The organism is Allobosea sp. 05T439 (genome assembly GCF_056396005.1).
Genome location: NZ_JBFTKP010000036.1, coordinates 1 through 23,010 on the forward strand (window position 1 = coordinate 1; position 23,010 = coordinate 23,010).

General features: G+C 65.9%; 21 protein-coding genes. 13 read left to right on the forward strand and 8 right to left on the reverse strand.

The window, feature by feature from the left end:
- Positions 1–1,192, reverse strand: a 1,192-nt coding sequence (locus AC1DIO_RS27925) for a DNA translocase FtsK (protein ID WP_476854402.1), incomplete at its 3' end; no start/stop codon positions are given.
- A gap of 661 nt (positions 1,193–1,853) precedes the next feature.
- On the opposite strand from AC1DIO_RS27925, the gene AC1DIO_RS27930 reads away from it, so the two are divergent.
- The gene (locus AC1DIO_RS27930; RefSeq protein ID WP_441507622.1) at positions 1,854–2,924 is read left to right on the forward strand and encodes a DUF2778 domain-containing protein; all 1,071 of its coding nucleotides are present in this window, start codon (positions 1,854–1,856) and stop codon (positions 2,922–2,924) included.
- Positions 2,925–3,167: 243 nt separating this feature from the next.
- On the opposite strand, the gene topA is transcribed toward AC1DIO_RS27930, so the two are convergent.
- Positions 3,168–5,852: a type I DNA topoisomerase gene (gene topA, locus AC1DIO_RS27935; RefSeq protein WP_476854403.1), complete on the reverse strand. Its 2,685-nt coding sequence runs from the start codon at positions 5,850–5,852 to the stop codon at positions 3,168–3,170.
- A 294-nt stretch (positions 5,853–6,146) separates the two neighbouring features.
- Between topA and AC1DIO_RS27940 the strand changes: the two genes are divergently transcribed.
- The 4 genes from AC1DIO_RS27940 to dprA all read left to right on the forward strand — a co-directional run bounded on the left by AC1DIO_RS27940 (position 6,147) and on the right by dprA (position 10,361).
- A complete protein-coding gene (locus AC1DIO_RS27940; protein ID WP_069880943.1) occupies positions 6,147–7,091 on the forward strand; it encodes an aspartate carbamoyltransferase catalytic subunit in 945 nt (314 codons plus the stop codon).
- Positions 7,092–7,163: 72 nt separating this feature from the next.
- On the forward strand, positions 7,164–8,456 hold the full coding sequence (gene pyrC / locus AC1DIO_RS27945; RefSeq protein WP_441507668.1) for a dihydroorotase: 1,293 nt from the start codon (positions 7,164–7,166) through the stop codon (positions 8,454–8,456).
- Positions 8,457–8,504: 48 nt separating this feature from the next.
- Positions 8,505–9,116 carry a glycerol-3-phosphate 1-O-acyltransferase PlsY gene (gene plsY, locus AC1DIO_RS27950; RefSeq protein ID WP_441507669.1) on the forward strand — a complete coding sequence of 204 codons (612 nt, stop codon included), beginning with the start codon at positions 8,505–8,507 and terminating at the stop codon, positions 9,114–9,116.
- 15 nt (positions 9,117–9,131) lie between these two features.
- A complete protein-coding gene (dprA, locus tag AC1DIO_RS27955) occupies positions 9,132–10,361 on the forward strand; it encodes a DNA-processing protein DprA (RefSeq protein WP_441507670.1) in 1,230 nt (409 codons plus the stop codon).
- Between the two features lie 83 nt (positions 10,362–10,444).
- Here dprA and AC1DIO_RS27960 read toward each other — a convergent pair whose 3' ends face one another.
- Together AC1DIO_RS27960 and AC1DIO_RS27965 are read right to left on the reverse strand one after the other, a co-directional pair.
- Positions 10,445–10,633, reverse strand: a complete 189-nt coding sequence (locus tag AC1DIO_RS27960; protein ID WP_441507624.1) for a hypothetical protein — start codon at positions 10,631–10,633, stop codon at positions 10,445–10,447.
- A gap of 218 nt (positions 10,634–10,851) precedes the next feature.
- Positions 10,852–11,775, reverse strand: a complete 924-nt coding sequence (locus AC1DIO_RS27965; protein ID WP_441507625.1) for an AEC family transporter — start codon at positions 11,773–11,775, stop codon at positions 10,852–10,854.
- Between the two features lie 271 nt (positions 11,776–12,046).
- Here AC1DIO_RS27965 and AC1DIO_RS27970 point away from each other — a divergent pair, with 271 nt between their 5' ends.
- Positions 12,047–12,538: a hypothetical protein gene (locus tag AC1DIO_RS27970; RefSeq protein ID WP_441507626.1), complete on the forward strand. Its 492-nt coding sequence runs from the start codon at positions 12,047–12,049 to the stop codon at positions 12,536–12,538.
- Positions 12,539–12,601: 63 nt separating this feature from the next.
- Positions 12,602–12,973: a hypothetical protein gene (locus AC1DIO_RS27975; RefSeq protein ID WP_441491574.1), complete on the forward strand. Its 372-nt coding sequence runs from the start codon at positions 12,602–12,604 to the stop codon at positions 12,971–12,973.
- 63 nt (positions 12,974–13,036) lie between these two features.
- Here the strand turns inward: AC1DIO_RS27975 and ruvX are convergent, their stop codons facing one another.
- The 3 genes from ruvX to AC1DIO_RS27990 all read right to left on the reverse strand — a co-directional run bounded on the left by ruvX (position 13,037) and on the right by AC1DIO_RS27990 (position 15,524).
- On the reverse strand, positions 13,037–13,528 hold the full coding sequence (ruvX, locus tag AC1DIO_RS27980) for a Holliday junction resolvase RuvX (RefSeq protein WP_441491575.1): 492 nt from the start codon (positions 13,526–13,528) through the stop codon (positions 13,037–13,039).
- A gap of 56 nt (positions 13,529–13,584) precedes the next feature.
- Positions 13,585–14,574, reverse strand: coding sequence for a tripartite tricarboxylate transporter substrate-binding protein (locus AC1DIO_RS27985; protein WP_441491576.1), 990 nt, complete (start codon positions 14,572–14,574; stop codon positions 13,585–13,587).
- 68 nt (positions 14,575–14,642) lie between these two features.
- A complete protein-coding gene (locus AC1DIO_RS27990; RefSeq protein WP_441507627.1) occupies positions 14,643–15,524 on the reverse strand; it encodes a GntR family transcriptional regulator in 882 nt (293 codons plus the stop codon).
- On the opposite strand from AC1DIO_RS27990, the gene AC1DIO_RS27995 reads away from it, so the two are divergent.
- From AC1DIO_RS27995 to AC1DIO_RS28015, 5 genes are all read left to right on the forward strand, one after another.
- Positions 15,498–15,785 (forward strand): UxaA family hydrolase, encoded by a 288-nt coding sequence (locus AC1DIO_RS27995; protein ID WP_043234293.1) that lies wholly within the window; start codon positions 15,498–15,500, stop codon positions 15,783–15,785. The genes AC1DIO_RS27990 and AC1DIO_RS27995 overlap by 27 nt on opposite strands.
- 165 nt (positions 15,786–15,950) lie before the next feature.
- On the forward strand, positions 15,951–17,141 hold the full coding sequence (locus AC1DIO_RS28000; protein ID WP_441507671.1) for a UxaA family hydrolase: 1,191 nt from the start codon (positions 15,951–15,953) through the stop codon (positions 17,139–17,141).
- An 83-nt stretch (positions 17,142–17,224) separates the two neighbouring features.
- Positions 17,225–18,274 carry a YeiH family protein gene (locus AC1DIO_RS28005; RefSeq protein WP_441491578.1) on the forward strand — a complete coding sequence of 350 codons (1,050 nt, stop codon included), beginning with the start codon at positions 17,225–17,227 and terminating at the stop codon, positions 18,272–18,274.
- 24 nt (positions 18,275–18,298) lie between these two features.
- On the forward strand, positions 18,299–19,228 hold the full coding sequence (locus AC1DIO_RS28010; protein ID WP_441491579.1) for a hydroxyacid dehydrogenase: 930 nt from the start codon (positions 18,299–18,301) through the stop codon (positions 19,226–19,228).
- Complete coding sequence (locus AC1DIO_RS28015) at positions 19,225–20,205, forward strand: Ldh family oxidoreductase (protein WP_441507629.1); 981 nt, start codon at positions 19,225–19,227, stop codon at positions 20,203–20,205. The genes AC1DIO_RS28010 and AC1DIO_RS28015 overlap by 4 nt, the downstream gene beginning before the upstream one ends.
- 166 nt (positions 20,206–20,371) lie before the next feature.
- Here the strand turns inward: AC1DIO_RS28015 and ade are convergent, their stop codons facing one another.
- Positions 20,372–22,072: an adenine deaminase gene (gene ade, locus AC1DIO_RS28020; protein ID WP_476776612.1), complete on the reverse strand. Its 1,701-nt coding sequence runs from the start codon at positions 22,070–22,072 to the stop codon at positions 20,372–20,374.
- 123 nt (positions 22,073–22,195) lie between these two features.
- On the opposite strand from ade, the gene AC1DIO_RS28025 reads away from it, so the two are divergent.
- Positions 22,196–22,894, forward strand: a complete 699-nt coding sequence (locus AC1DIO_RS28025; protein ID WP_441507631.1) for a metal-dependent hydrolase — start codon at positions 22,196–22,198, stop codon at positions 22,892–22,894.
- Positions 22,895–23,010 lie beyond the last annotated feature (116 nt).

Consider the following 23,010-nt stretch of genomic DNA (forward strand, 5'->3'; position numbering starts at 1 on the left):
GCCGGTAGAGGATCGACAGGATCATGGTGTTGATCGCGACCGACTTGCCCGAGCCGGTGGTGCCGGCGACGAGCAGATGCGGCATGCGGGCAAGATCGGCGATCACCGGCTCGCCGCCGATGGTCTTGCCGAGGCAAAGCGCCAGCTTGTGCTTGGTCGATTCGAAATCCTGGCTGGCGAGCAGCTCGCGCAGGAAGACGGTCTCGCGCTTGGCATTGGGCAGTTCGATGCCGATCGCGTTCTTGCCCTGGACGACGGCGACACGCGCCGAGATCGCGCTCATCGAGCGGGCGATGTCGTCGGCCAGCGAGATCACCCGCGACGACTTGATGCCCGGCGCCGGCTCAAGCTCGTACAGCGTCACGACCGGGCCGGGACAGGCCTGGACGATCTCGCCGCGTATGTTGAAATCCTCGAGCACCCCTTCGAGCAATCCCGCATTCTGCTGCAGGGTCTCGGTCGAGACCGCCGCCTCGGGCTGCGTCTTCGGCTCGGCAAGATAGCTCAGCGGCGGCAGCTCGAAGACGCCCGTCTGCATGAGGGGTGCGGGCGCAGGCAGCGCCTTGCGTCGTCTTGCCTGACGATCGACACCGGCAGGTTCGTCGGCCTCGCCATTCCGGGTTGGCTCAGGCTCGCTTTCCAGCTTGGCTGCAGGCAGAACGGCTTGCGCCACGCGGGGCTCGGCATGCGAGCGGCTTTCGCCGGACGCCTGCACACCGGGCGCGATGTCGCTCTTGGACCATGCAGCGCCTCCGAGTTGGAGGTTGACCGTATAGGTTTGCGACCAGCTCAAGGCCGGAGCGGAACTGGGAATGACGTTCAGTGCTAGGTCGCTAACCGGAAGAGCAAGGACCGCATCAGCGTCCCCGCTCTCGACTGAGGATGGAGCGTCTTCGGCATAGTCCCGGTGCAGAGGCGTCGCTGGCTCCTCCCACGGCGCCTCAGGCGCGGGGCTGGACATGCCTTCGGCAGAGATCGACCCAAGATCCCAGAACGCATGGTCCGAGATATTCGCGTAGAGCTCGAGTGCGCCATCCGCCTCGCTCTCAGCGGGAACGATCTCCATGACTTCCCGTGCGGCTACTTCCGGCGTGGCTTCTTCGAAACTCACATGGTCTTCGTCCGCAGGCGGGATCGCATCGCATGGATCGATCTCGACCTTGGCCTCAACGACCGCGTCGACGTCCACCATGGGTGTCGTCGTAGCCTCCAGCCCACCCCACACCTTCCGCAGGAGATGGTCCGGCGTCCTTGTGTAGCGCACACGACTGGGCGCCGCGTCAGGGTCCGGCGCTCGGTGCACGGGAGTGATGACCGCGGAAACGGGCAGCTGAGCGCGCAGACCGTGAGGGACCTGCCTCGCGGCCCTCTCGTCAGAGCTGCCGGGCATGGATGTCGGGCAATGATCGTCGTTTCCGTCGATACGTTGCGGATAGAGTTTCAACTTACGCATCGACAGTTACGGCTACTATTTTGGAAGGGACGGTGGTGCTGAATGCGTATCGGGGCAGGGTTAACGCCTCGTGAAACTCAAGCCGGACGGAGCGAGCCACGCAACGCCACAGCTTCCCTCACCGTCGTTAGATACGGGGCCTGCCGCAGTGCTTGCCGAGGGGGCTGAGCGTCGGACGCGCCAAAGGGTCGCACTTTGAAAAACATGATTCAGCTTCATTCATGATTAACCAAGCGCGCGCTTAATCAAGATCGAACACAGTTAGGGTTTCCCAGCACTGAAGATCGGGACAGCAAGCCGACCCGCTTGCGGCTCATCGTGATGAGTCTGCGTGAGCGGGGTGGGTGTTGGCGCGCGTCGGAGGCGGGAAGAGTACCAGAGTATCCCGAGAGTACGACGCATGAGTTTTTCGTCCGGTCCGACTGCTGGCCTCGCCCCTCGTGCGCGCAATCGCCGACACAGGATCCGTTTCTCCCGAATTGCCTTCGTCGTCGCGACCCTGGGTCTGAGCGCGGCAGCCGGCTTCTGGGCACAGAAGGACGGTCAGCCGATCGTCTCTGCCGTGCGTGAGCTTGCCCCCATGCTGGAACCGATCTTGGTCGCTTCCAGCCGACGCTACGATCCGCTCCTTGATCCCGACTATTCGCTGGGGCCGGCTCCTCTCACCCTTGGCGAAAGCTCTCCCCTGGCCGCCGGCTTCCAATCCGCCGCGGCGCCCCCTGCCGACCCCGTCGAGCTGCCGGCTCCGGCCGTCGAACCGGAGATCGTTGCGCCGGTGCCGCAGCCGCAGGACGCGCCCAAGCTCGCTCAGATTACGCCGCTTCCGGTGCCGCGCCCGTCCGAGCTTCGCCTTCCCGCCGATCCGGAGGCTCCGCGCGTAGTCGAGCGCCAGACCACCCGGCGGACACGGACCGCCGCCGTCCCGCCCGCGCCGACGGCAGCAGATAACCGCTCGTTCTTCGAGAAGATCTTTGGGGTGCAGCGCTCGTCGGGGCCGGCTCTCGCCTATGCAGCGCCGGAGGACGACGTCGTCGACAGGAGCCGCGGCAGAAAGCTCAGCCCGACCTTGCCGGCTTCGGCGGGCGTCTCGGCCCAGGCGACGGCCATCTACGATATCTCGGCGCGCATGGTGTACATGCCAAATGGCGACCGGCTCGAGGCGCATTCTGGGCTCGGCGACAAGATGGACGACCCACGCTTCGCGCATGTGAGGATGCAGGGTGTCACGCCGCCGCATGTCTACGATCTGAAGGAGCGCGAGGCTCTTTTCCACGGTGTGCGGGCTATACGGCTCCACCCGGTCGGCGGCAGCGGCGCCATCCACGGACGCGCCGGCCTGTTGGCGCATACCTACCTCCTCGGACCGCGAGGGGATTCGAACGGATGCGTTTCGTTCAGGGACTACGACAAGTTCCTGCAGGCCTATCTCAGGGGTGAGGTCAAACGCCTGGTCGTCGTAGCCAGCATGTAGGCCGGACTTCGCGGCCCGCGTCCGAGGCCGCTTTTCCTCCACTGCGCAACGAATCCAATCGGTCGCTGCATTGCGCCGACCCAGGCTGGCCGCTTTTCCTGGAGCAGGGGGAAGCCTATCGGCATCAAGAACAGCGCTGGCCCTATGGGAGCATGTCCATAGGGCGCGAAGATTGAGCCGGGCTGAAGCCTCGCCGCGATAAGCTTGGCCAGCCTCTTCCCTGAAGCGAGAGCACGCCGAGGGTCAGCCCTCGGCGTCGGCCTTGGTCTTGGCCTTCGACTTCGGCGCAGCCTTGGCGGCCGTCTTGCCGGCAGCCTTCTTTGCCGGCGCTTTGGCTGGCGCCTTCGCCGCGCTTGGACGCTTCGTCTTGGCGGCTGCCTTCGCTCCGCCCTTCGCGCCTCCGGCTTCGGCCTTGGCGTTGACGAGTTCGACCGCCTGTTCGAGCGTCAGGCTCTCCTGCGTCATCGCCTTGGGCAGGGTCGCGTTGACCTTGCCCCAGTTGACATAGGGGCCGTATTTGCCGGCGCGCACGACGAGCTTGCCGCCAGCAGGATGCTCGCCGACCTCCCGTCCTGGCACCGCCGCTCCACGACCGAACCGTCCTCCGCCCGCACCGCTMTCCTTGGCGACGATAAGGTCGATGGCGCGGTTGCCGCCGAGCGCGAGGACATCGTCGTCCTTGTCGATATTGGCGTAGGTCTTGCCGTGCTGGACGTAGGGGCCGTAGCGACCGATGCCGACCAGGATCGGCTCGCCGCTCTCCGGATGCTTCGCGACTTCCTTGGGCAGCGCAAGCAATGCCAGCGCCTTGTCGAGATCGACGGCAGCCGCGCTCATGCCCTTGGGCAAGCTCTGGCGCTTCGGTTTCTCGCCCTCGCCGAGCTGGACATAGGGGCCGAAACGACCGTCACGCAGCGTCACATCCTGATCCGTGACCGGATCCTTGCCAAGGACCCGCACGCCGGGCGCGCCCTGGCCACCCTCGGCCGTGGCCTCGCCGTCATTGGCCGGAACGGTCAGCGGCCGGGTGTAGCGGCATTCCGGGTAGTTCGAGCAGCCGACGAAAGCGCCGAACTTGCCAAGCTTCAGCGAGAGCTGACCGGTGCCGCAGGTCGGGCAGGTGCGCGGATCGCCGCCATCGCCGCGCGCTGGGAAGATATGTTCTCCCAGCACACCGTTCAGCGCTTCCAGCACCTCGGTGACGCGCAGGTCCTTGGTGCCGGCGATGGCCTGGGTAAACTCTTCCCAGAACTCGCGCAGCAGCGCCTTCCAGTCGATCTCGGCATTTGAGACACGGTCGAGCTTCTCTTCCAGGCTGGCCGTGAAGTCGAACTCGACATAGCGTCCGAAGAAGCTCTCGAGGAAAGCGGTGACCAGCATGCCCTTGTCCTCGGGCACCAGCCGCTTCTTCTCGATGCGGACATATTCGCGGTCGCGCAGCGTGGCCAGCGTCGCGGCATAGGTCGAGGGTCGGCCGATGCCGAGCTCTTCCATGCGCTTGACCAGGCTCGCCTCGGAGAAGCGCGGCGGCGGCTCGGTGAAGTGCTGATCGGCGGCGATGGCGCGCTTTTCCAGCCCGTCACCCGCCTTCATCGGCGGCAGCTTCTTGCTGTCCTCATCCTCTTCGTCGTCGCGGCTCTCCTGATAGAGCGTCAGGAAGCCGTCGAAGAGCACGACCTGACCGGTGGCACGCAGCTCCAGATGACGCGAACCGACCTTGGCGGCGACGTCCACCGTCGTGCGCTCCAGCGAGGCCGATTCCATCTGGCTCGCGATGGTGCGCTTCCAGATCAACTCGTAGAGTTTGGCCTGTTCGGGCTCGAGATGGCGCACGACCATCGCTGGCAGCCGGCCGAGATCGGTCGGGCGGATGGCCTCGTGGGCTTCCTGCGCGTTCTTGGCCTTGACCGTGTATTTGCGGGGCGCGCTCGGCACATAGGCCGCACCGAACTCCTTGCCGATGACGCTGCGGGCAGCCGTGATGGCACTGCCGTCCATGTCGACGCCATCGGTTCGCATATAGGTGATGAGACCGACGGTCTCGCCGCCGATGTCGACGCCTTCATAGAGCCGCTGCGCAACCTGCATGGTGCGGGCGGGTGCCATGCCAAGCTTGCGCGAGGCTTCCTGCTGCAGCGTCGAAGTCTGGAAGGGCGGGTAGGGGTGGCGCTTGACCGGCTTGGCCTCGACCTGCGCCACGTTGAAGAGAGCTGTCTCCAGCGCCGCCTTGAATGCTTCGGCCTCCGCCCCGGTGCCGATGTCGAGCCGGGTGATCTTCTTGCCGTCGGCTCCGACCAGGCGAGCCTCGAAGGTCGCGCCGGTATCTGTCGCGAGCGTCGCAACCAGCGACCAGTATTCCCGGGCCCTGAAGGCTTCGATTTCGCGTTCGCGCTCGCAGACGAGGCGCAGGGCCACCGACTGGACGCGCCCGGCCGAGCGGGCACCGGGCAGCTTGCGCCAGAGCACCGGAGACAGGGTGAAGCCGACGAGATAGTCCAGCGCGCGGCGCGCCAGATAGGCGTCGACCAAGGCCTGATCGATCTGGCGCGGGTTGGCGAGGGCCTTCTGCACCGCATCCTTGGTCACGGCGTTGAAGGTGACGCGCTCGACCGGAATGCCCTTGATGGCGCGCTTCTGGTTCAGCGCTTCCAGCACGTGCCAGGAAATCGCCTCGCCCTCGCGATCCGGGTCGGTTGCGAGAATGATCTTCTCGGCACCCTTGGCCGCCTTGGCGATCTCCGCGACCTGCTTGGCGCCGCGCCCCTCGATTTCCCAGAGCATCTTGAAGTCGTCTTCGGGATCAACCGAGCCGTCCTTCGCGGGCAAGTCGCGAATATGCCCGAACGAGGCGATGACCTCGTAATCGGAGCCCAGGTACTTGTTGATCGTCTTGGCCTTGGCCGGCGACTCGACGACGAGGAGCTTCATGGCAGCTAAAGTCTCATGACAAAGGGGCAGGGCCAGCACGCATCGTGCCGGTCCGGCCTGGCTTGGCGCTGGGCGCCCGGGGTCAGGTTCGGAATTGCGCGCGAAAGTGGTTCAGCACGACAGCGCTGTCAAATAGGGATTGCTGCGCGAATGCAACAGTGGCGCGGCGATCAACTGTCGCTTTCCGGCCGTTCCCCGCGCGGTCGCTCCGGCCCGCCCTTGGACGAAGCGCTGGACAATGGCCATCTCGCCGCTTGCGCCGTCTTGAGTCTGTGCCTAAACAACCACCTTCAAATGACATCGCCAGCCCCGACCTATCCGCACCGCCACCTCCTCGGCATCGAGGGCCTGTCGCATCTGGATATCGAGGCTCTCCTCGATCGCGCCGAGGACTATGTCGCGCTTTCGCGACAGGTCGAGAAGAAGACGGCGACCCTGCGCGGCCGCACCCAGATCAATCTCTTCTTCGAGCCATCGACGCGCACGCAGGCCTCCTTCGAGCTTGCCGGCAAGCGCCTCGGCGCCGACGTGATGAACATGTCGGTAGCATCCTCTTCGGTGAAGAAGGGCGAGACGCTGATCGACACGGCCGCCACCCTGAACGCGATGCGCCCCGATATTCTGGTGGTGCGCCATCACGCCGCCGGTGCGGTCAACCTGCTCGCCCGCAAGGTCGACTGCTCTGTCGTCAATGCCGGCGACGGTGCGCATGAACACCCGACCCAGGCCCTGCTCGATGCGCTGACGATCCGCCGCAACAAGGGCCGGATCGCCGGGCTGACCGTCGCGATCTGCGGCGACATCGTGCATTCGCGGGTCGCCCGCTCCAACATCATCCTGCTCAATGCGCTTGGCGCAAAGGTCCGCCTGATCGCCCCCTCGACCCTGCTTCCGGTTGGCATCGAGCGTATGGGCGTCTCCGTCTTCACCGACATGAAGAAGGGACTGGAAGGGGCTGATATCGTGATGATGCTGCGTCTCCAGCTCGAGCGCATGCACGGCGCCTTCGTGCCGTCGCCGAAGGAGTATTTCCGCTATTTCGGCCTTGACCGCGACAAGCTCGCGCTGGCCAGCCCGGACGCGCTCGTAATGCATCCCGGCCCGATGAATCGCGGCGTCGAGATTTCCTCGGAAGTCGCTGACGGCGCTCAGTCCTTGATTCGCGAGCAGGTCGAGATGGGGGTCGCCGTCCGCATGGCGGTTCTGGATGCGCTGGCCCAGCATCTGCCCAATGGCTGAGCGCGGCCGAGCCATTCCCCGGCCGGTTGGAACACAACACTGAAGGCGAGACCGAGCGAGATCATGTCCGAAATGCGCGAGCTTGCGATCGTCAACGCCCAACTGGTCGATCCTGCATCGGGCCGGCAGGGGCCGGGTGCGCTTCTGCTGCGCGATGGTGCGATTGCGGAGATCGCCTGGGGCGCCGCTCCGGCGACGGGCGAGGGCGTGCAGCGGGTCGATGCGGGCGGCCTAATCCTCGCGCCAGGGCTGGTCGATCTGCGCGCCTTTCTCGGTGAACCGGGAGCGGAGTTCCGCGAAACGCTCGGCACGGGCTCGCAGGCCGCCGCGGCCGGCGGGGTCACCACGGTCGTCTGCAGGCCGGATACCGATCCGCCGATCGACGATCCCGCCATTATCGATTTCATCAAGCGCCGTGCCCGCGACAAGGCGGTCGTCAACGTGCTGCCGGCTGCTGCCCTGACCAAGGGGATCGAGGGCCGGGAGATCACCGAGTTCGGCCTGCTGCTCGAAGCAGGCGCAGTCGCCTTCACCGATGGCTCCCGGGCCGTGCGCAATCCGCAGGTCATGCGCCGCGCCATGATCTACGGCCGCGATTTCGATGCGCTGCTGATGAACCATCTCGAGGATCCGGACCTGCGCGGCGCCGGCGTGATGAACGAGGGTGAGTTCGCCAGCCGCAAGGGCCTGCCGGGCATTCCGATCGAAGCCGAGACCGTCATGCTGGAGCGGGATATCCGCCTGGCGCGGGCGACCGGCGCGCGCTACCACGCCGCGATGATCTCCTGCGCCGAATCCGTCGAACTCGTGCGCCGGGCCAAGGCCGATGGCGTGCGGATCACCTGCGGCGTCTCGATCAACAATCTGACGCTGAACGAGAACGACGTCGGCGACTACCGCACCTTCTGCAAGGTCTCGCCGCCACTGCGCCATGAGGACGAGCGGCTCGCCATGGTGGCCGCGCTGGCCGAGGGCGTGATCGATGTCGTCGTCTCCGACCATGACCCGCAGGATGTCGAGACCAAGCGCCAGCCCTTCGCCGAGGCCGCCAATGGCGCGCTCGGCATCGAGACGATGCTGTCGGCAGCGCTGCGCATGGTCCATGCAGGGCAGACCGATCTGCCGACACTGCTGGCGGCGCTTTCGACGCGCCCGGCCGCTCTGCTTGGATTGTCGTGCGGGCGCCTCTCGGTCGGAGCTCCGGCCGATCTGATCCTGCTCGATCCCGACGCGCCCTATGTCGTCGACAAGCGCAAGCTGAAATCGCGGGCCAAGAATTCGCCCTTCGACGAGGCGCGGCTCGATGGGTTGGTACGCACAACCTTCGTTGCCGGACGAGTGGTCTACGAGGCGGACGCAGTCTAAGCTCTTGCGGCGATGGCCTGGGGAAGCGGGGGCGGAATGCCTGAGATGATGAGTTTGGGCCTGCCCGGGTCTTCGGCACTGGCTGCCGTGGCCATCGGTTATCTGCTGGGCTCGATCCCTTTCGGTGTCGTTTTGACGCGCCTCAGCGGCGGACCTGATCTTCGCAGCATCGGCTCGGGCAATATCGGCGCCACCAATGTCCTGCGCACCGGCAACAAGAAGCTGGCGGCGCTGACCCTGGTGGGCGACATGCTCAAGGGCACGGCGGCCGTGCTCGTCGGGCTCTATCTGATCGGCGGCCGGGATGCTGCGCTCCTCGCCGGGCTCGGTGCCTTCCTCGGGCATCTCTTCCCGGTCTGGCTGCGCTTCAAGGGCGGCAAGGGCGTCGCCACCTATCTCGGCATTCTGATCGGGTTGAAATGGCCGATCGCGGTGACCTTCGCGGCAATCTGGCTTAGCGTCGCCTATCTCAGCCGCTATTCATCGCTTGCTGCGCTGCTCGCCAGCCTGCTGACGCCGCTGCTGCTCTGGTTCTGGGCGAACGAGCCGCGCATGGCCGTGCTGATGGCCGTTCTGACTGTGCTGCTCTGGTTCATGCATCGCGAGAACATTGCCAGGCTGCTGGACCGCAGCGAGGGCAAGATCGGCCAGAAGGGCTGATCAGGGATGGCTGGCATCGCACTCACCGATCGCCAGCGTCTCGACTGGCTCCGGCTCATCCGCAGCGAAAGCATCGGCCCACGCACCTTCCGCGCTCTGATGAATCGGTTTGGCGGTGCCGCGGCTGCGCTCGATGCGCTGCCAGAACTGGCACGGACCTCGGGCCGCAGCATCCGGATTTGCTCCGTTGCCGAGGCCGAACGCGAGATCGAAGCGCTGCGCCGGTGTGGCGGCCGACTGATCGCCCTCGGAGAGCCCGACTATCCGCGGCCGCTGCAGGCGATCGATTCCGCGCCGCCGCTCTTGCTCGTGCTTGGTCGCGGCGAGGTCCTGCTGCGCCCCTGCGTCGCGTTGGTCGGCTCGCGTAACGCCTCGGCGGCCGGCCTCAAATTCACCGCCAGGCTGGCGCAGGATCTCGGCGAGGCCGGTTTCGTCGTGGTGTCGGGGTTGGCGCGCGGCATCGATACCGCTGCCCATGGCGCGAGCCTGGGCACCGGCACGGTCGCCGTACTGGCAGGTGGGCTCGACGAAATCTATCCGCCCCAGAACGCTCAATTGTTCGAGCGACTGATCATGTCGGGAGCGGCGATCAGCGAAATGCCGATGGGGTGGGCCCCGCGCGGACGCGACTTTCCGCAGCGCAACCGCCTAGTTTCCGGGCTTGCGCTCGGCACTGTCGTCGTCGAGGCGGCACGCAAGTCTGGGTCGTTGATCACCGCCCGCTTCGCCAATGAACAGGGGCGCCAGGTCTTTGCCGTACCGGGCTCGCCGCTCGATCCGCGCGCCGAGGGCGGCAATCACCTGATCCGTGAAGGCGCGACGCTATGCGCAGAGGCCGCGCATGTCATCGAGGCGCTCGCACCGTTGCTGGGCCATGGCGGCGCCCTGCCGACAGGCCTCGCACAACCACGCGCGGGCTATGATCCGGAATCAGAATACCTCTGGGACGAACTCGATCTGCCGGAAATCTCCCCGGCGCCGAGGACGGTTCTGCCCCCTGCCATCGCCGGCTCCGATCTCGAACCACCGTCGGAAGCGGTAGGCGAAGCGGAAGGAGAAGGGGGAGGCGATGAGATCCGCGCGCGCGTCCTGGCCCTGCTTGGAGCAGCTCCCGTTTCCCTGGACGACCTGATCCGGGCCAGCGGCCGCTCCGCCCGCGATGTCGGCCGGCTGCTGATCGAGCTGGAACTCGACGGCACGATTCTGCGCCATCCCGGCGGCGCGCTTTCGCGCGTCATGCCCTGAGCGCGTCGGGACGGCCCGCCCGGCCATCAAACCTCGCGGAATCGGCCGTCAGTCGGAGGGCTTCCTTCCGTCGGAGAACGTCTTCAGTCGGATGGCTTGCCGAGCGTTCCGTGGCTCTCGATCTGGATCGTGGCCTCGATCCGGGCCATGTCGAGGAAGTAGACCAGCGTTTCGAGCTTGGCCGCCCGGGCCATCATGCGCAATTCCACACAAATGCTCTCGATGTACTCGGCAACTCCGAGTTGCTGGGTGGCGGAGCTCTCCAGGCTCACGGGAGTGGTCGAGAACGAAGCGGCCTCGAATGGCGTATGGGGAGGATTTCTGGTCTTGCGGCCTGGCCTCGGCCCTCGCGCAGTCATGGCAGCTTGCCCTTGAACGATGCGGCGCTGCGGTCGTGCAGCGACGCGATCTCAATGCGTAGAATGACCTAACGGAATAACGAATTCAATTTCTGCGTGCATCGGCAGGCGGGTCTGACGCGCGTCTGGAATCATCCCAGAAGCAGGACCGCCACCGGCAATGTCACGAGCGCCAGAAGGGTCTGCATCGTGGTGATCTCGGCCATCAACGGGGCGTCGCCACCCATGTCGCGCGCGAGGAAATAGGCCGCGGTAGCCGTCGGCACCGCAGCCGCGACCACCGTGATCGTCAGTGCGGTGCCGGTGACGCCGAACTGCCGCGCCAATATCCAGGCGACGAGCGGCATCACGACGAGCTTGAGCCCGATGGCAAGGCCATGGGCTAGTCGCGGTTGCTTCAAGCGATGGATCTCGAGCCCGGCGCCGACCACGAGCAGCCCGACACCCAGCGCCGCCCGGCCGAGGATATCGACATAGGTCGTGAGGGCCGCGGGCAGCATCCATTGCATCTGGTTGAGCAGAAGTCCGACGGCAGACGACCAGATGAAGGGATTCACTGCGATCGAGCGCGCCGTCTCTGCCGCGCTCATCGGGCGCCCGACGGCAAAGCGCGCCAAGACGAGGACGCAGAGCACGTTCAGCAGCGGGATCATCGAGGCCACCGCGATCGCCATCAACGTTGCCCCCTCACGGCCGTGCAGCCCGGCCGCCAGGGCCAGCGCGACGAAGGTGTTCCAGCGCACCGAGCCCTGCAGGACCGAGGTGAAGGCCGGGCCGTTGATTCCGACACGCGAAAGCAGGGGGCGAACGATCAGGAGGACGGTCGATACGCCGAGAATCGCGGTGACCAGGGTCAGCCCCATCGCCAGCACCGGCAACTGGCTCAGATCCGCGACGGCCAGGGTGTGAATGACGACTGCCGGGAACAGCACCTGATAGGTCAGCCGTTCGACCCCGGCCCAGTGGCTGGGGGAGACGAAACCGCGAGCCTTCAGGGCCCAGCCGGTCGCGAGCACCAGGAAGATCGCCACCAGGCTGTTGATGATCGGATTCATATCGGGACCTGGCTGCGACGGCCTTTGGCGCCGGCAGCGCGAATCCGAGGGCCGGAACAATCTGCCAAAGCTGACGTTGATGGAGGGGAAACTGTCATCGGAGGCGTTTCGTAACCCCTCTCACGACAGCCGGCCCCGAACAAGCGCGCGTCCCGCGCAGTCCGAGTTGCATCCGCCGCAATCCCGCCGTGATTGGTTCAGGCCGCATTCAAGCATGATGCCTGATCATGCGATCCAGGTTCAGGCGCGTGAATCGCAGGAGATATGACCCGTGTCTTCTCTCAGGAAATCCGCCATCGTGGCTTTGGCCACCGTCTCGGTCTCGGCCGCTGGATTCGTCCTGCCGGCGGCGGCCAGCGAGCCCCGCGCCGGCGTTGACGCAAGCCGCCTCGACAAGGCCGGCGCCGGATACAGCTACTATCGTGGACGGGGCTGGGGCTGTTGCAACCGTAACGTTGCCATCGCAGGCGCCGTTGGTGTTGGTCTTCTCGGCGCGGCTGCCATCGCAGCCAACCGGCCGGCCTATTCCGGGACCTACTACTACGATGATGGCTACGCCTACGGGGGATACGGCTACCAGCCGAGCTACTATCAGCCGAGTTACGGCTACCAGCCCGCCTATGTCTATGAGGAGCCCGTGGTTGTCTATCAGCGCCCGCGCTACCATGGCGGGTACTACGGCCCCGGTAACTATTATTCAGAGCGTGGCCCCTATGGTGGTTCCCGTAACGGAACCACCGATCCGGCGCGCGGCGGCAACTGATCGTCGGCCCGGGATTTGAGTTTTGAGGCGGACCGGCTTTGTGCGCGGTCATGGAGGACGAGAATGAGCGTTTACAGCAAGGCCCTGCTGGTCGGCCTTGGACTTGCGGCGTCGGCAGTGCTGTGGGCGGCTCCCGCCTCGGCGCAGTACTATGGCGGCAGTAACCGCGATCCTTATTACGAGCCCGGCCCGCGTTACGGGCGTGGCCCTGATCGCGGGTATGACCGCGGCTACGATCGCGGCCCACGCTATGACGACCGGCGCGGCCCACGCTACGACGACCGGCGCGGCTCCTATGATGGCGGCGGCTATGATCGCGGGCCGCGCAACAACAATCCGATGGCAGGCATGAGCCTCGAGGATCAGAAGCGCGCGATCAAGAACCACCGAGAGGCGCAAAAGAAGGCGATCAAGCGCGGCTACGTCATTCCGTAACCCGCMGCCCGGCAATGTCAGGATAGAGGCGCCGTCGCGGGAAACCGTGGCGGCGTTCGCATGTCAGGCCTCGTCGGTGTCCGGGGGCTCCATGCGCATCAGGCGATCGAGCGCACCCTGCAGGATGTAGGCCGCAGCCATCTTGTCGACCACCTCGGCGCGCTTGGCTCTCGAGGCGTCCGCCGAGAGCAAGGTGCGCGTCACGGCCAGCGTCGACATGCGCTCATCCCAGAATGCGATCGGCAAGGCGGTGAGGGGGGCGAGGTTGCGGACGAAGGCCCGTGTCGACTGGACGCGCGGCCCTTCCGTGCCATCCATGTTGAGCGGCAGGCCGATGACCAGCCCTGCGACGTCGAATTTCGCGGCGATCTTCAGCAGGGCTGCTGCGTCGAGCCCGAATTTGACCCGCTTGATCGTCTCCAGCGGCGTTGCGATCTGGCGCTCCACATCGGACAGCGCGAGGCCGATCGTCTTGGTGCCGAGGTCGAGGCCGAGCAGCCGCGCGTGATCGGGCAGATTCAGGAAGGTTTCGAGAGGAACCAGATTGGCTGACATCAGGGCCGGGTAGCACGCGCCGCCCGTACTGGCGAGCGGCGCGTGGGGGATGGCGTCTAGTTCACGTTCTGCGGGGTCACGCCGGCGGCCTTGAGTGAGGTCGCCCATTTGCTGATCTCGCTGCCAAAGCGCTTGGCATGGGCGTCGCGGCTCCATTCAGCTTCCGGAAAGGCGCTGGTGCCGACCGATTTGAAGCGCTCCAGGACGACGGGGTCCTTGAGAGCGGCCTTCAGCGCGCCGTTCAGCTTGTCGAGCGCCGCTGCCGGAGTTGCCTTCGGCGCGTAGAGCCCGTGCCAGATCGTCATCTCCAGATCGGTGCCGGCCTCGCGCGCGGTCGGCGTGTTCGGCAGCACGCCGAGGCGCTCGGTCGAGGTCACCGCATAGGCACGGACCTTGTCGCCCTGGACCTGCGGCACCGCGGTGGTCGACTGGTCGCAGAGCACGTCGACCTGCCCGGCGACGAGATCGTTCATCGCAGGACCTGTGCCGCGATAGGCAACCTGTGTGAACTTCGCGCCGAGCGCCTGCGAGAGCAGGACCGCGCAGAGATGGGCGTTCGAGCCGATCCCGGCATGGGCGATGGTCAGCTTGTCGGCCTGCAGCTTGGCGAAGGGGAAGAACGCCTTGGCGTCCACCGGCGGCAATGCGAGCTTGCCGGCCACGACCATGGGCCCGGTATTCACCAGCCCGACGGGCGCGAAAGCGGTCTGCGTGTCGTATCCGAGATTGTTGTAGAGCGAAGGCGCGGCCGCGAGCGCGAGATGGTGGATCAGCAGAGTGTGGCCGTCGGCGTCGGATGCGGCGAGGCGCTTGGCGCCGGCCGTGCCGCCGGCACCGGCGATGTTCTCGACCACCACCTGCTGGCCGAGCGTGCGACCCATATGGTCGGCAAGCAACCGCGCGATCACGTCGCTCGGTCCGCCCGCCGCAAAGGGCACGATCAATGTCAGTGGCTTGGTTGGAAATCCCTGCGCCGCCGCGGGCGAGGCAAGTCCTAGCGCCAGCAACCCCGCGAGTGCGAGGCGTCTCGTCGTCTTGGCAATCATTCATTTCCTCCGGTCGTGACGAACCGCTCTCCGGCGGCTTGGTATGGAACGGGTATGCCGCCCGCGCCTCAGCGCAGGTCGGAAAGGTAATGAGCCTCCTCGGTCAGACAGAGGCTGAGGCGTCGTTCGACGGGCATGCCGTCAAGCGCCAGAGCCACGCGGTCGATCTGCAAGGCGGGCCGGCCGGCTTCGACACCGAGCGCAGCTGCATCCACCGGGGACAGGGCGACGGCCTTCAGCTTCTCCCGCGCATGCGCGATCGTCACGCCGTAGCGCGCCGCGAACAGGCTGTAGAGATTGTTGGGCACCGGTCCATGCTCCAGCCCCGGGAACAGATGTTGCGGCAGGGTCAGCGTCTCGACGATCAGCGGCGCCGCATCGAGCGAGCGCATCCGGCGGATGCGAATGACCGGCGCCTTGTCGTCGAGATCCAGCGCAGCTTGCTCGGCTGCGTCAGCCAGTCCGGTCGCGATGCTCAGCACGGCGCTGTCGGGAAAGCGCCGCTCGCCATGGTCGGGCACCAGCTTGAAGAACTGGAACAGGATGCGGCGCTCGTCGTGCTCGGCCACGAAGGTGCCGCGCCCCTGTCGGCGAACGACGAGATTTTCGGAAGCCAGTTCGTCCAGCGCCTTGCGCACCGTGCCCTGGCTGACGCCGATCTCGGCAGCGAGTTGCCCTTCGCTCGGCAGACCTTCGCCCGGCGCCCAGACGCCATCGACGAGCCGGCGAACGAGGATCGCCTTCACCTGGCGATAGAGCGGCCGAAAGCCCAGCGGCTCAGCCGTGTCGACCGCGCCGCGCCGCTCTGCATTTTCGAGCTTGTGCACACTCATATGTCTTATATAAGACTTCACCGAGCGCAGGTCGAGCCCGATTTTCGCACGGGCCAGAGCGAACCTTCGCAAGCTTGAAGGAGGCGTTACATGAGCAAGCCCCATCTCCTGGTGCATGAGCAGAAGGACACCGTCGGTGTCGTCGTCGTCGAGGGCCTGAAGGCCGGGACGGACATGCTCTGCGTCGTCACCCACGACAATTCGGATTTTCGCCTGGCCGCGAAGATGGACATCCCGATCGGCCACAAGGTCGCGCTCAAGGACATCAAGAAGGGCGACACGATCTGGAAATACGGCCAGGACATCGGCAAGGCCGTCGCCGATATCGGCAAGGGCGAGCATCTCCACGTGCACAACGCCAAGACCAAGCGCTGGTGATCGGCACGTTCGCCGCCTGACCTGTTCCGGGGCTCCCGCCAGGGTCGAGCCCGTCAAGAAAACGAAGGAAACGCCATGTCGATCGTCGCCAATTTCGATCTCGTGAAGGGCAAGCTCGGACGCATCAAGGGCCGCAAGATCGAAGCGCCCGAGTTCAAGGCGCCGATGGTGAAGCGCCCGACCGGCCGCAGTCTCGATTCGTTCCATGGCTGGCGCCGGGAGAATGGCCGCGTCGGCGTGCGCAACCACGTCCTGCTGCTGCCGCTCGACGACCTCTCCAATGCCGCCTGCGAGGCGGTCGCCAATAATATCAAGGGCACGCTCGCGATTCCGCATGCCTATGGCCGCCTGCAGTTCGGCGAGGATCTCGAGGTCCATTTCCGCACCCTGATCGGCACGGGATCCAACCCCAATGTAGCCGCCGTCATCGTCATCGGCATCGAGGATGGCTGGACCAAGCGGGTCGTTGACGGCATCGCCAAGACCGGCAAGCCGGTCGTCGGCTTCGGCATCGAGGGCCATGGCGACATCGCCACGATCGCCAAGGCGTCCTATGTCGCCAAGGAGTTCGTGCAGTGGGCGACCGAGCTGCAGCGCGAGAAATGCGGCATCGAGGAGCTCTGGGTCTCGACCAAATGCGGTGAATCCGACACCACGACCGGGCTCTCCTCCTGCCCGACCGTCGGCAACATGTACGACAAATGGATTCCGCGCGGCGTCTATGGCGTCTTCGGCGAGACCTCCGAGATCACCGGTGCGGAGCATCTCTGCAAGGCCCGCGCCGCGACACCGGAGGTCGGCGAGCGCTGGTACAAGATGTGGAAGGCCTACCAGGACGACGTGATCGAGGCCCACAAGACCGACGACCTCTCCGACAGCCAGCCGACCAAGGGCAACATCGCCGGCGGCCTGACCACGATCGAGGAAAAGGCGCTCGGCAATCTCGAGAAGATCGGCCGGGAGTGCAAGTTCATCGACATCCTCGAGCCGGCGGAAGCGCCGGCCAAGGGCCCCGGCCTCTACTACATGGACACCTCCTCGGCCGCGGCGGAATGCGTGACCCTGATGGCGGCCGGCGGCTATGTCGTGCACACATTCCCGACGGGGCAGGGCAACGTCATCGGCAATCCGATCGTCCCGGTCATCAAGATCACCGGCAATCCCAAGACGATGCGCACCATGCCGGAGCATATCGATGTCGACGTCTCCGGCATCCTGCGCCGCGACCTGACGATTTCGCAGGCCGGCGATGCGCTCATCCAGAATATCGTGCGCACCGCCAATGGGCGTATGACCGCGGCCGAAGCACTGGGGCATCGCGAGTTTTCGATGACCAAGCTCTATCGCTCGGCCTGACCGGACACTAAACCGGCGGGCGGGCGCTATGCCGCCCGCCCTCCACCTGCCGAAGACCGGCAGAGCAAGCCGGAGCAGAGTTCTTGTCCGTCGCCTCATCCTCTCCGCTGAGCGCCTGGCGCCCCCTTCTCGACGGGATCGTGCTCTCGACCGCTGTTGCCATTGCGTCGGTCCTGGCTGAGCCGGTCCTGAAGACCTGGCTCGGCGGCAAGATCGGCATCCCTGCAGTTGTCATCGCCCTGCTGATCGGCATGGCCTTGCATCCGCTGGCGAATACCGTTCGGTTCCAGGCTGGCATGGTCTTCTGCGTCAAGAAGATGCTGCGCTGGGCTATAGCGCTGCTCGGCCTGCGCATCGCGCTCGGCGACATCATCGCGCTCGGCCTGTCGACCGCTTTGCTGGTCGTGTTCTCGATGATCGTGACAGTCATCTCCGGCTTCTGGCTGGCCCGCCTGCTCGGGCGCGAACACGGTTTTGGCGCGCTTGCCGGGGTTGCGACCGCGGTTTGCGGCGCCTCTGCGGCGCTGGCGACGGCGAGCGTGCTTCCGGATTATCGCGGCAAGGCCGCCGATGTCGCCTTCACGGTCATCGCCATGAATGCGCTCGCGACGATCGCGATGCTGGCCTACCCGCTGATCTGCGTCTGGCTCGGCCTGAGCCCGACCCAAACCGGCGTCATGCTGGGGGCCTCGATTCACGACGTCGCGCAGGTCGTCGGCGCCGGCCAGTCTGTTTCCGACGATGCGGCCAATGCTGCCGTCATCGTCAAGCTGTTCCGCGTCTTCCTGCTGCTGCCCGCGGTGCTGCTCGTCGGCTGGTGGATGGCGCGCGAAGGCGGCCATCCCAGTGATGCCAAGGTGCCGGTCCCGGTTTTCGCCTTCGTCTTCCTGGCGCTTTGCCTGGTCAACAGCGCGTTTGCGACGCAGCCCACGCTGGCCGGATTCTATGAGCCGGTGCGCGCGGCCTTGCTGGAGGCCTCGCGCTGGGGGCTTCTGATCGCGATCGCCGCGCTCGGGCTCGGCACCTCGATCGGCTCGATGGTGCGGCTGGGCTGGCGGCATCTTGTCGTCGTCACCGGGACCAGCCTCGTCATTCTCGGGCTCGTCCTCGGCGGCCTGACAGCATTGGGTTGAGCAGCCACGCAAGGCGGGAGAGCCATGACCGATATCGTCATCACCGAATTCATGGATGAGGCGGCGGTCGCAAGCCTCAGCGCCCGCTACGCGGTTCATCACGACCCTGAACTCTTCGGCAAGCCGGACGAACTCGCCCGGCTGGTCGCCGACATCCCGGCCCTCATCGTCCGCAACCAGACGCAGGTGAGAGGGGCGTTGCTGGCAGGCGCGAAGAATTTGACGGTCATCGGCCGGCTTGGCGTCGGCCTCGACAATATCGACATGGAAGCCTGCGCCGGCCGCGGCATCAAGGTTTTCCCGGCGACCGGGGCGAACAGCCTCTCGGTCGTCGAATATGTCATCGGCACGGCGATGACCCTGTTGCGCGGCGCCTATTTCGCCAATGCAGCCATGCTGGCTGGCGAATTTCCAAAGACAAAGCTGATCGGCCGCGAGATCGCCGGCAAGCGCATGGGGCTCGTCGGCTTTGGCGCCATCGCGCGTGACGCTGCGGCGCATGCCCGCTTGCTCGGGATGAGCATCGCCGCCTACGACCCCTATGTTCCAGCCGGTGATCCGGTCTGGAGCAATGTCGAGCGGCTGGAGCTCGATGCCCTGCTTGCGACCTCGGATGTAATCAGCCTGCATCTGCCGCTGACCTCGGAGACCAAGGGGCTAATCGGAAGCGCGTCCTTCGCGCGCATGAAGCCGGACGCGATCCTGATCAACGCCTCGCGTGGCGGAGTCATGGACGAGGCCGCGCTGGTCGAGGCCCTGAAGAGCGGCAGGCTCGCCGGTGCGGCGCTCGACGTCTTCGAGGAGGAGCCGCTGCGCGGCGGCGCCAAGCTCTTCGCCGGCACGCCGAACCTGATCCTGACGCCGCATATCGCCGGCAATACCGTCGAATCGAACGGGCGCGTTTCCGGCCTCGTCGCGGAGCGCGTCATCGCCGCGCTGGAGGGGCGGACATGACCCGCCTTTCTCTGGAGGAGGCCGAAGCCAGAATTGCGGCGCTGTTCGCCGCTGCGGGGACTTCAGCGGCCAATGCCGCCTCCGTTGCCTGGGCCTTGGTGATGGCCGAGGCCGACGGCTTGAAGGGCCACGGCCTTTCGCGTGTGCCGACCTATCTGGCCATGCTGAAATCGGGAAAGATCGATGGCCAGGCCGTGCCGATCGCCCGGCGACCGAAGCCCGGCGTGCTCGCCATCGACGCCGCCCATGGCTTTGCCTATCCCGCGATCGATCTTGCGGTCAGCGAGCTGCCCGAACTCGCACGCGCCCAGGGCGTCGTCGCGGCACCGATCAGGCGCTCGAACCATTGCGGCGCTGCGGGACTGCATGTCGAGCGCCTGGCCGAGCAGGGGCTCGTCGCCTTGCTCTTCGCCAATACGCCGGGCGCGATGGCGCCCTGGGGCGGCTCGAAGCCGGTCTTCGGCACCAATCCCATTGCCTTTGCCGCACCGCTCGCCGGGCGCGAGCCGGTCGTCATCGACATGGCGCTGAGCAAGGTCGCGCGCGGGCCGATCGTCGCCGCCAGACAGAAGGGCGAGCCCATCCCCGAAGGCTGGGCGCTCGATGCGGATGGCAAGCCGACAACCGACCCGGCCGCCGCGATTGCCGGCACCATGGTGCCGCTCGGCGACGCCAAGGGCGCGACCTTGGCGATGATGGTGGAGATCCTCGCCGCGGCACTGGTCGGCACGCATTTCGCCTTCCAAGCGTCCTCCTTCATCGACGACAAGGGCGGTCCACCCGATACCGGCCAGCTCATCCTCGCGATCGATCCCGCCAGCATGGGCGGCAATTGGTTCGCCGAACGCATGAAGCTGCTGGCCCACGCGATAGAGGACCAGCCAGGCACGCGCCTGCCGGGGACGAGGCGCTTGAATCTGCGTGCGAAGGCCCGCGCTGAAGGGATTCTGATCCCTGAGGAAATCCTCTCCGCCTAAAGCATCGGCCCGCAGAGTGGATTGCGGTTTTCGGGAAAGCCGATGCAAAGACAAGAGTCTATATCAACGAACCGGCTCGCATCCGGTCCGATGATCCGACTTTCTGTGTCGGCATCGGCCTGAAGTCCGCAATCCACTCTGCGGGCCGATGCCGTGAAGCTAGATCTCAGACGAAGTCGAACCGATCGACATCGACCAGCCCCTTGTCGGTGATCTTCAGGTGCGGGATCACCGGCAAGGTCAGGAAGGCGACCTGCAGGAATGGCTCGGCCAGCACGACGCCGAGCGCTTTCGCTTCCGTTCGCAAGCCCTCCAGGCCGTGCCGCACGACCTCGAAAGGCCGGTCGCTCATCAAGCCGGCAACCGGCAGCGCCAGCTCCGCCTTGACCACGCCACCATCCGCGACGGCGAACCCGCCGCCGATCTCAATCAGCCGGTTGGCGGCAGCCGCCATCGAGGCTTCGTCGACGCCGACGACGCAGAGATTATGGCTGTCATGGCCGACGGAAGAGGCGATGGCGCCGTGTTTCATGCCAAAGCCGTGGACGAAGCCGGTCGCGATGCCGTTCGTCTTGCCATGCCGTTCAATCACCGTGACCTTGACCGCGTCCTGCGTGAGGTCGGGCAGGGCCTCTCCATCCCGGGCGGGCAGGGACATCGCCAGCCGCTCGGTGATGATGCGGCCCGGCACGACGCCGATGACGGGGGTGTCGCCGGACCGGGCCGCGACCTTGAAATCTCCCGGCTCCAGTCTGCGGCACCGGACACTGCCGAGGCCGACCGGCGGAATGGGCTTGCGATCCGCGAAGAGGGCACCCTCGACGAGCCGGCCTCCCGCAAAGACAGACTTCACCTGGCAGGTCGCGAGATCATCCACGAGCACGATGTCGGCGCGCTTGCCGGGGCCGATGAAGCCGCGATCGAACAGGCCGAAATTCCGTGCAGCCGAGAGCGTCGCGACGCGATAGGTCGCAAGCACATCCGCCCCGGCGGCGATCGCAGTGCGGATCATGTGGTCGAGATGGCCTTCCTCGGCGATGTCGAGCGGGTTGCGATCATCTGTGCAGAACGCGAGGAAGGGGGAGGCGTCGCGGGTGATCAGCGGGATCAGGGCATGCAGGTCCTTTGACACCGAGCCCTCGCGGATCAGGATCGCCATGCCCTTGGCGAGTTTTTCGCGCGCCTCCTCGGCCGTGGTCGTTTCATGATCGGTGCGGATGCCGGCCGAGAGGTAGCCGTTCAGGTCCATTCCACGGACCAGCGGGGCGTGGCCATCGATATGCCGGTGAGAGAAGGCTTCGAGCTTGGCGAGGCAGCCGGGATCGCGGTGAAGCACGCCCGGGAAGTTCATGAACTCGGCGAGCCCGATCACCTTGGGATGGTCCATCAGCGGCGTCAGGTCGCCCGCCTCCAGTCGGGCCCCTGCTGTTTCCAGATGCGTCGCCGGCACACAGCTCGAGAGCTGCACGCGCAAATCCATGCGCATCGCCTCGGCGCAGCGCAGGAAATAGCTGATACCCTCGACGCCAAGGACATTGGCGATCTCGTGCGGGTCGCAGATCGCGGTCGTGACCCCGTGCGGCAGCACGCAGCGCTCGAACTCGAACGGCGTCACCAGCGACGATTCGACATGAAGATGCGTGTCGATGAAGCCGGGCACCGCGATCAGCCCCCGGGCATCAAAGCTCGCGATGCCCTCATAACGGCCATAGGTGCCGACGATCGTTCCACCGCAGAGCGCGATATCGGTCTCGACCAGGGCGCCGGTGACGAGATCGAACAGCCTGGCGCCGCGAATGACGAGATCGGCCGGCTCGTCGCCACGGCCCTGGGCAATGCGGCGGGAAAGGGTTGCGGCGTCGGTCATGGCGAGGGTTCCATTTGGTCCAGGCGTGGCAGCGTGCACGTCGCCCGATGCAAAGTCGACTTGGACGGCGCGCGTTGCCGGCCTAGATAGGCTGTCTTGCCCGTCAGCCTAAGGGGTTCCGCCATGAAGCTCACCTGGTTCGGCCATTCGGCCTTCCGCCTCGATCTCCCCGGCGCTTCGCTGTTGATCGATCCGTTCTTCACCGGCAATCCGGCCTTCGAGGGTAATGCCGCCGAGGCATCGAAGGGCGTCAGCCATATCGTGATCACCCATGGCCATGGCGACCATATCGGCGACACGCTTGCCATCGCCGAGGCCAATCACGCGACCGTCGTCACCAATTTCGACCTGTGCATGTACCTTGCCTCGAAGAGCCTGAAGAAGTTCGAGCCGATGAATACCGGCGGCACGGTCGATCTCGGCTCCTTCCAGACCACCCTGGTCAGGGCAGATCACTCGGCCGGCCTGGTCGAGGCCGGTGTCGCTTTCCCGCTCGGCAGCGCCAATGGCGTGGTCATCAAGGCCCCGGGCGAGAAGACGCTCTGGCATATGGGCGACACCGACATCTTCCCGGGCATGGCGCTGATCAGCGAACTGAATGCCGTCGACATCTGCATCTGTCCGATCGGCGACCGCTTCACCATGGGCGCGAAGACCGCGGCGCTGGCCATGACCCGCTTCGTCAAGCCGAAGGTCGCGATCCCCTGCCATTACGGCTCCTTCCCGATCATCGCCCAGAATGCCGACGAGTTCGTCGCGGCGTTGAAGGGCAGCGATGTTCGGGCCCTCGTGCCCGGGAAGGGCGAGGCGGTCGAGATCTGACGCAAGGCCGCGTCATCCGGGATCGGCAACGAAGCGCGCTATTCCCGTCTCCATCCAGCTTCGGTCCATGACGATGGATCCCGGCGTTCTGGCCGGGATTCCGACGACCCGTCAGT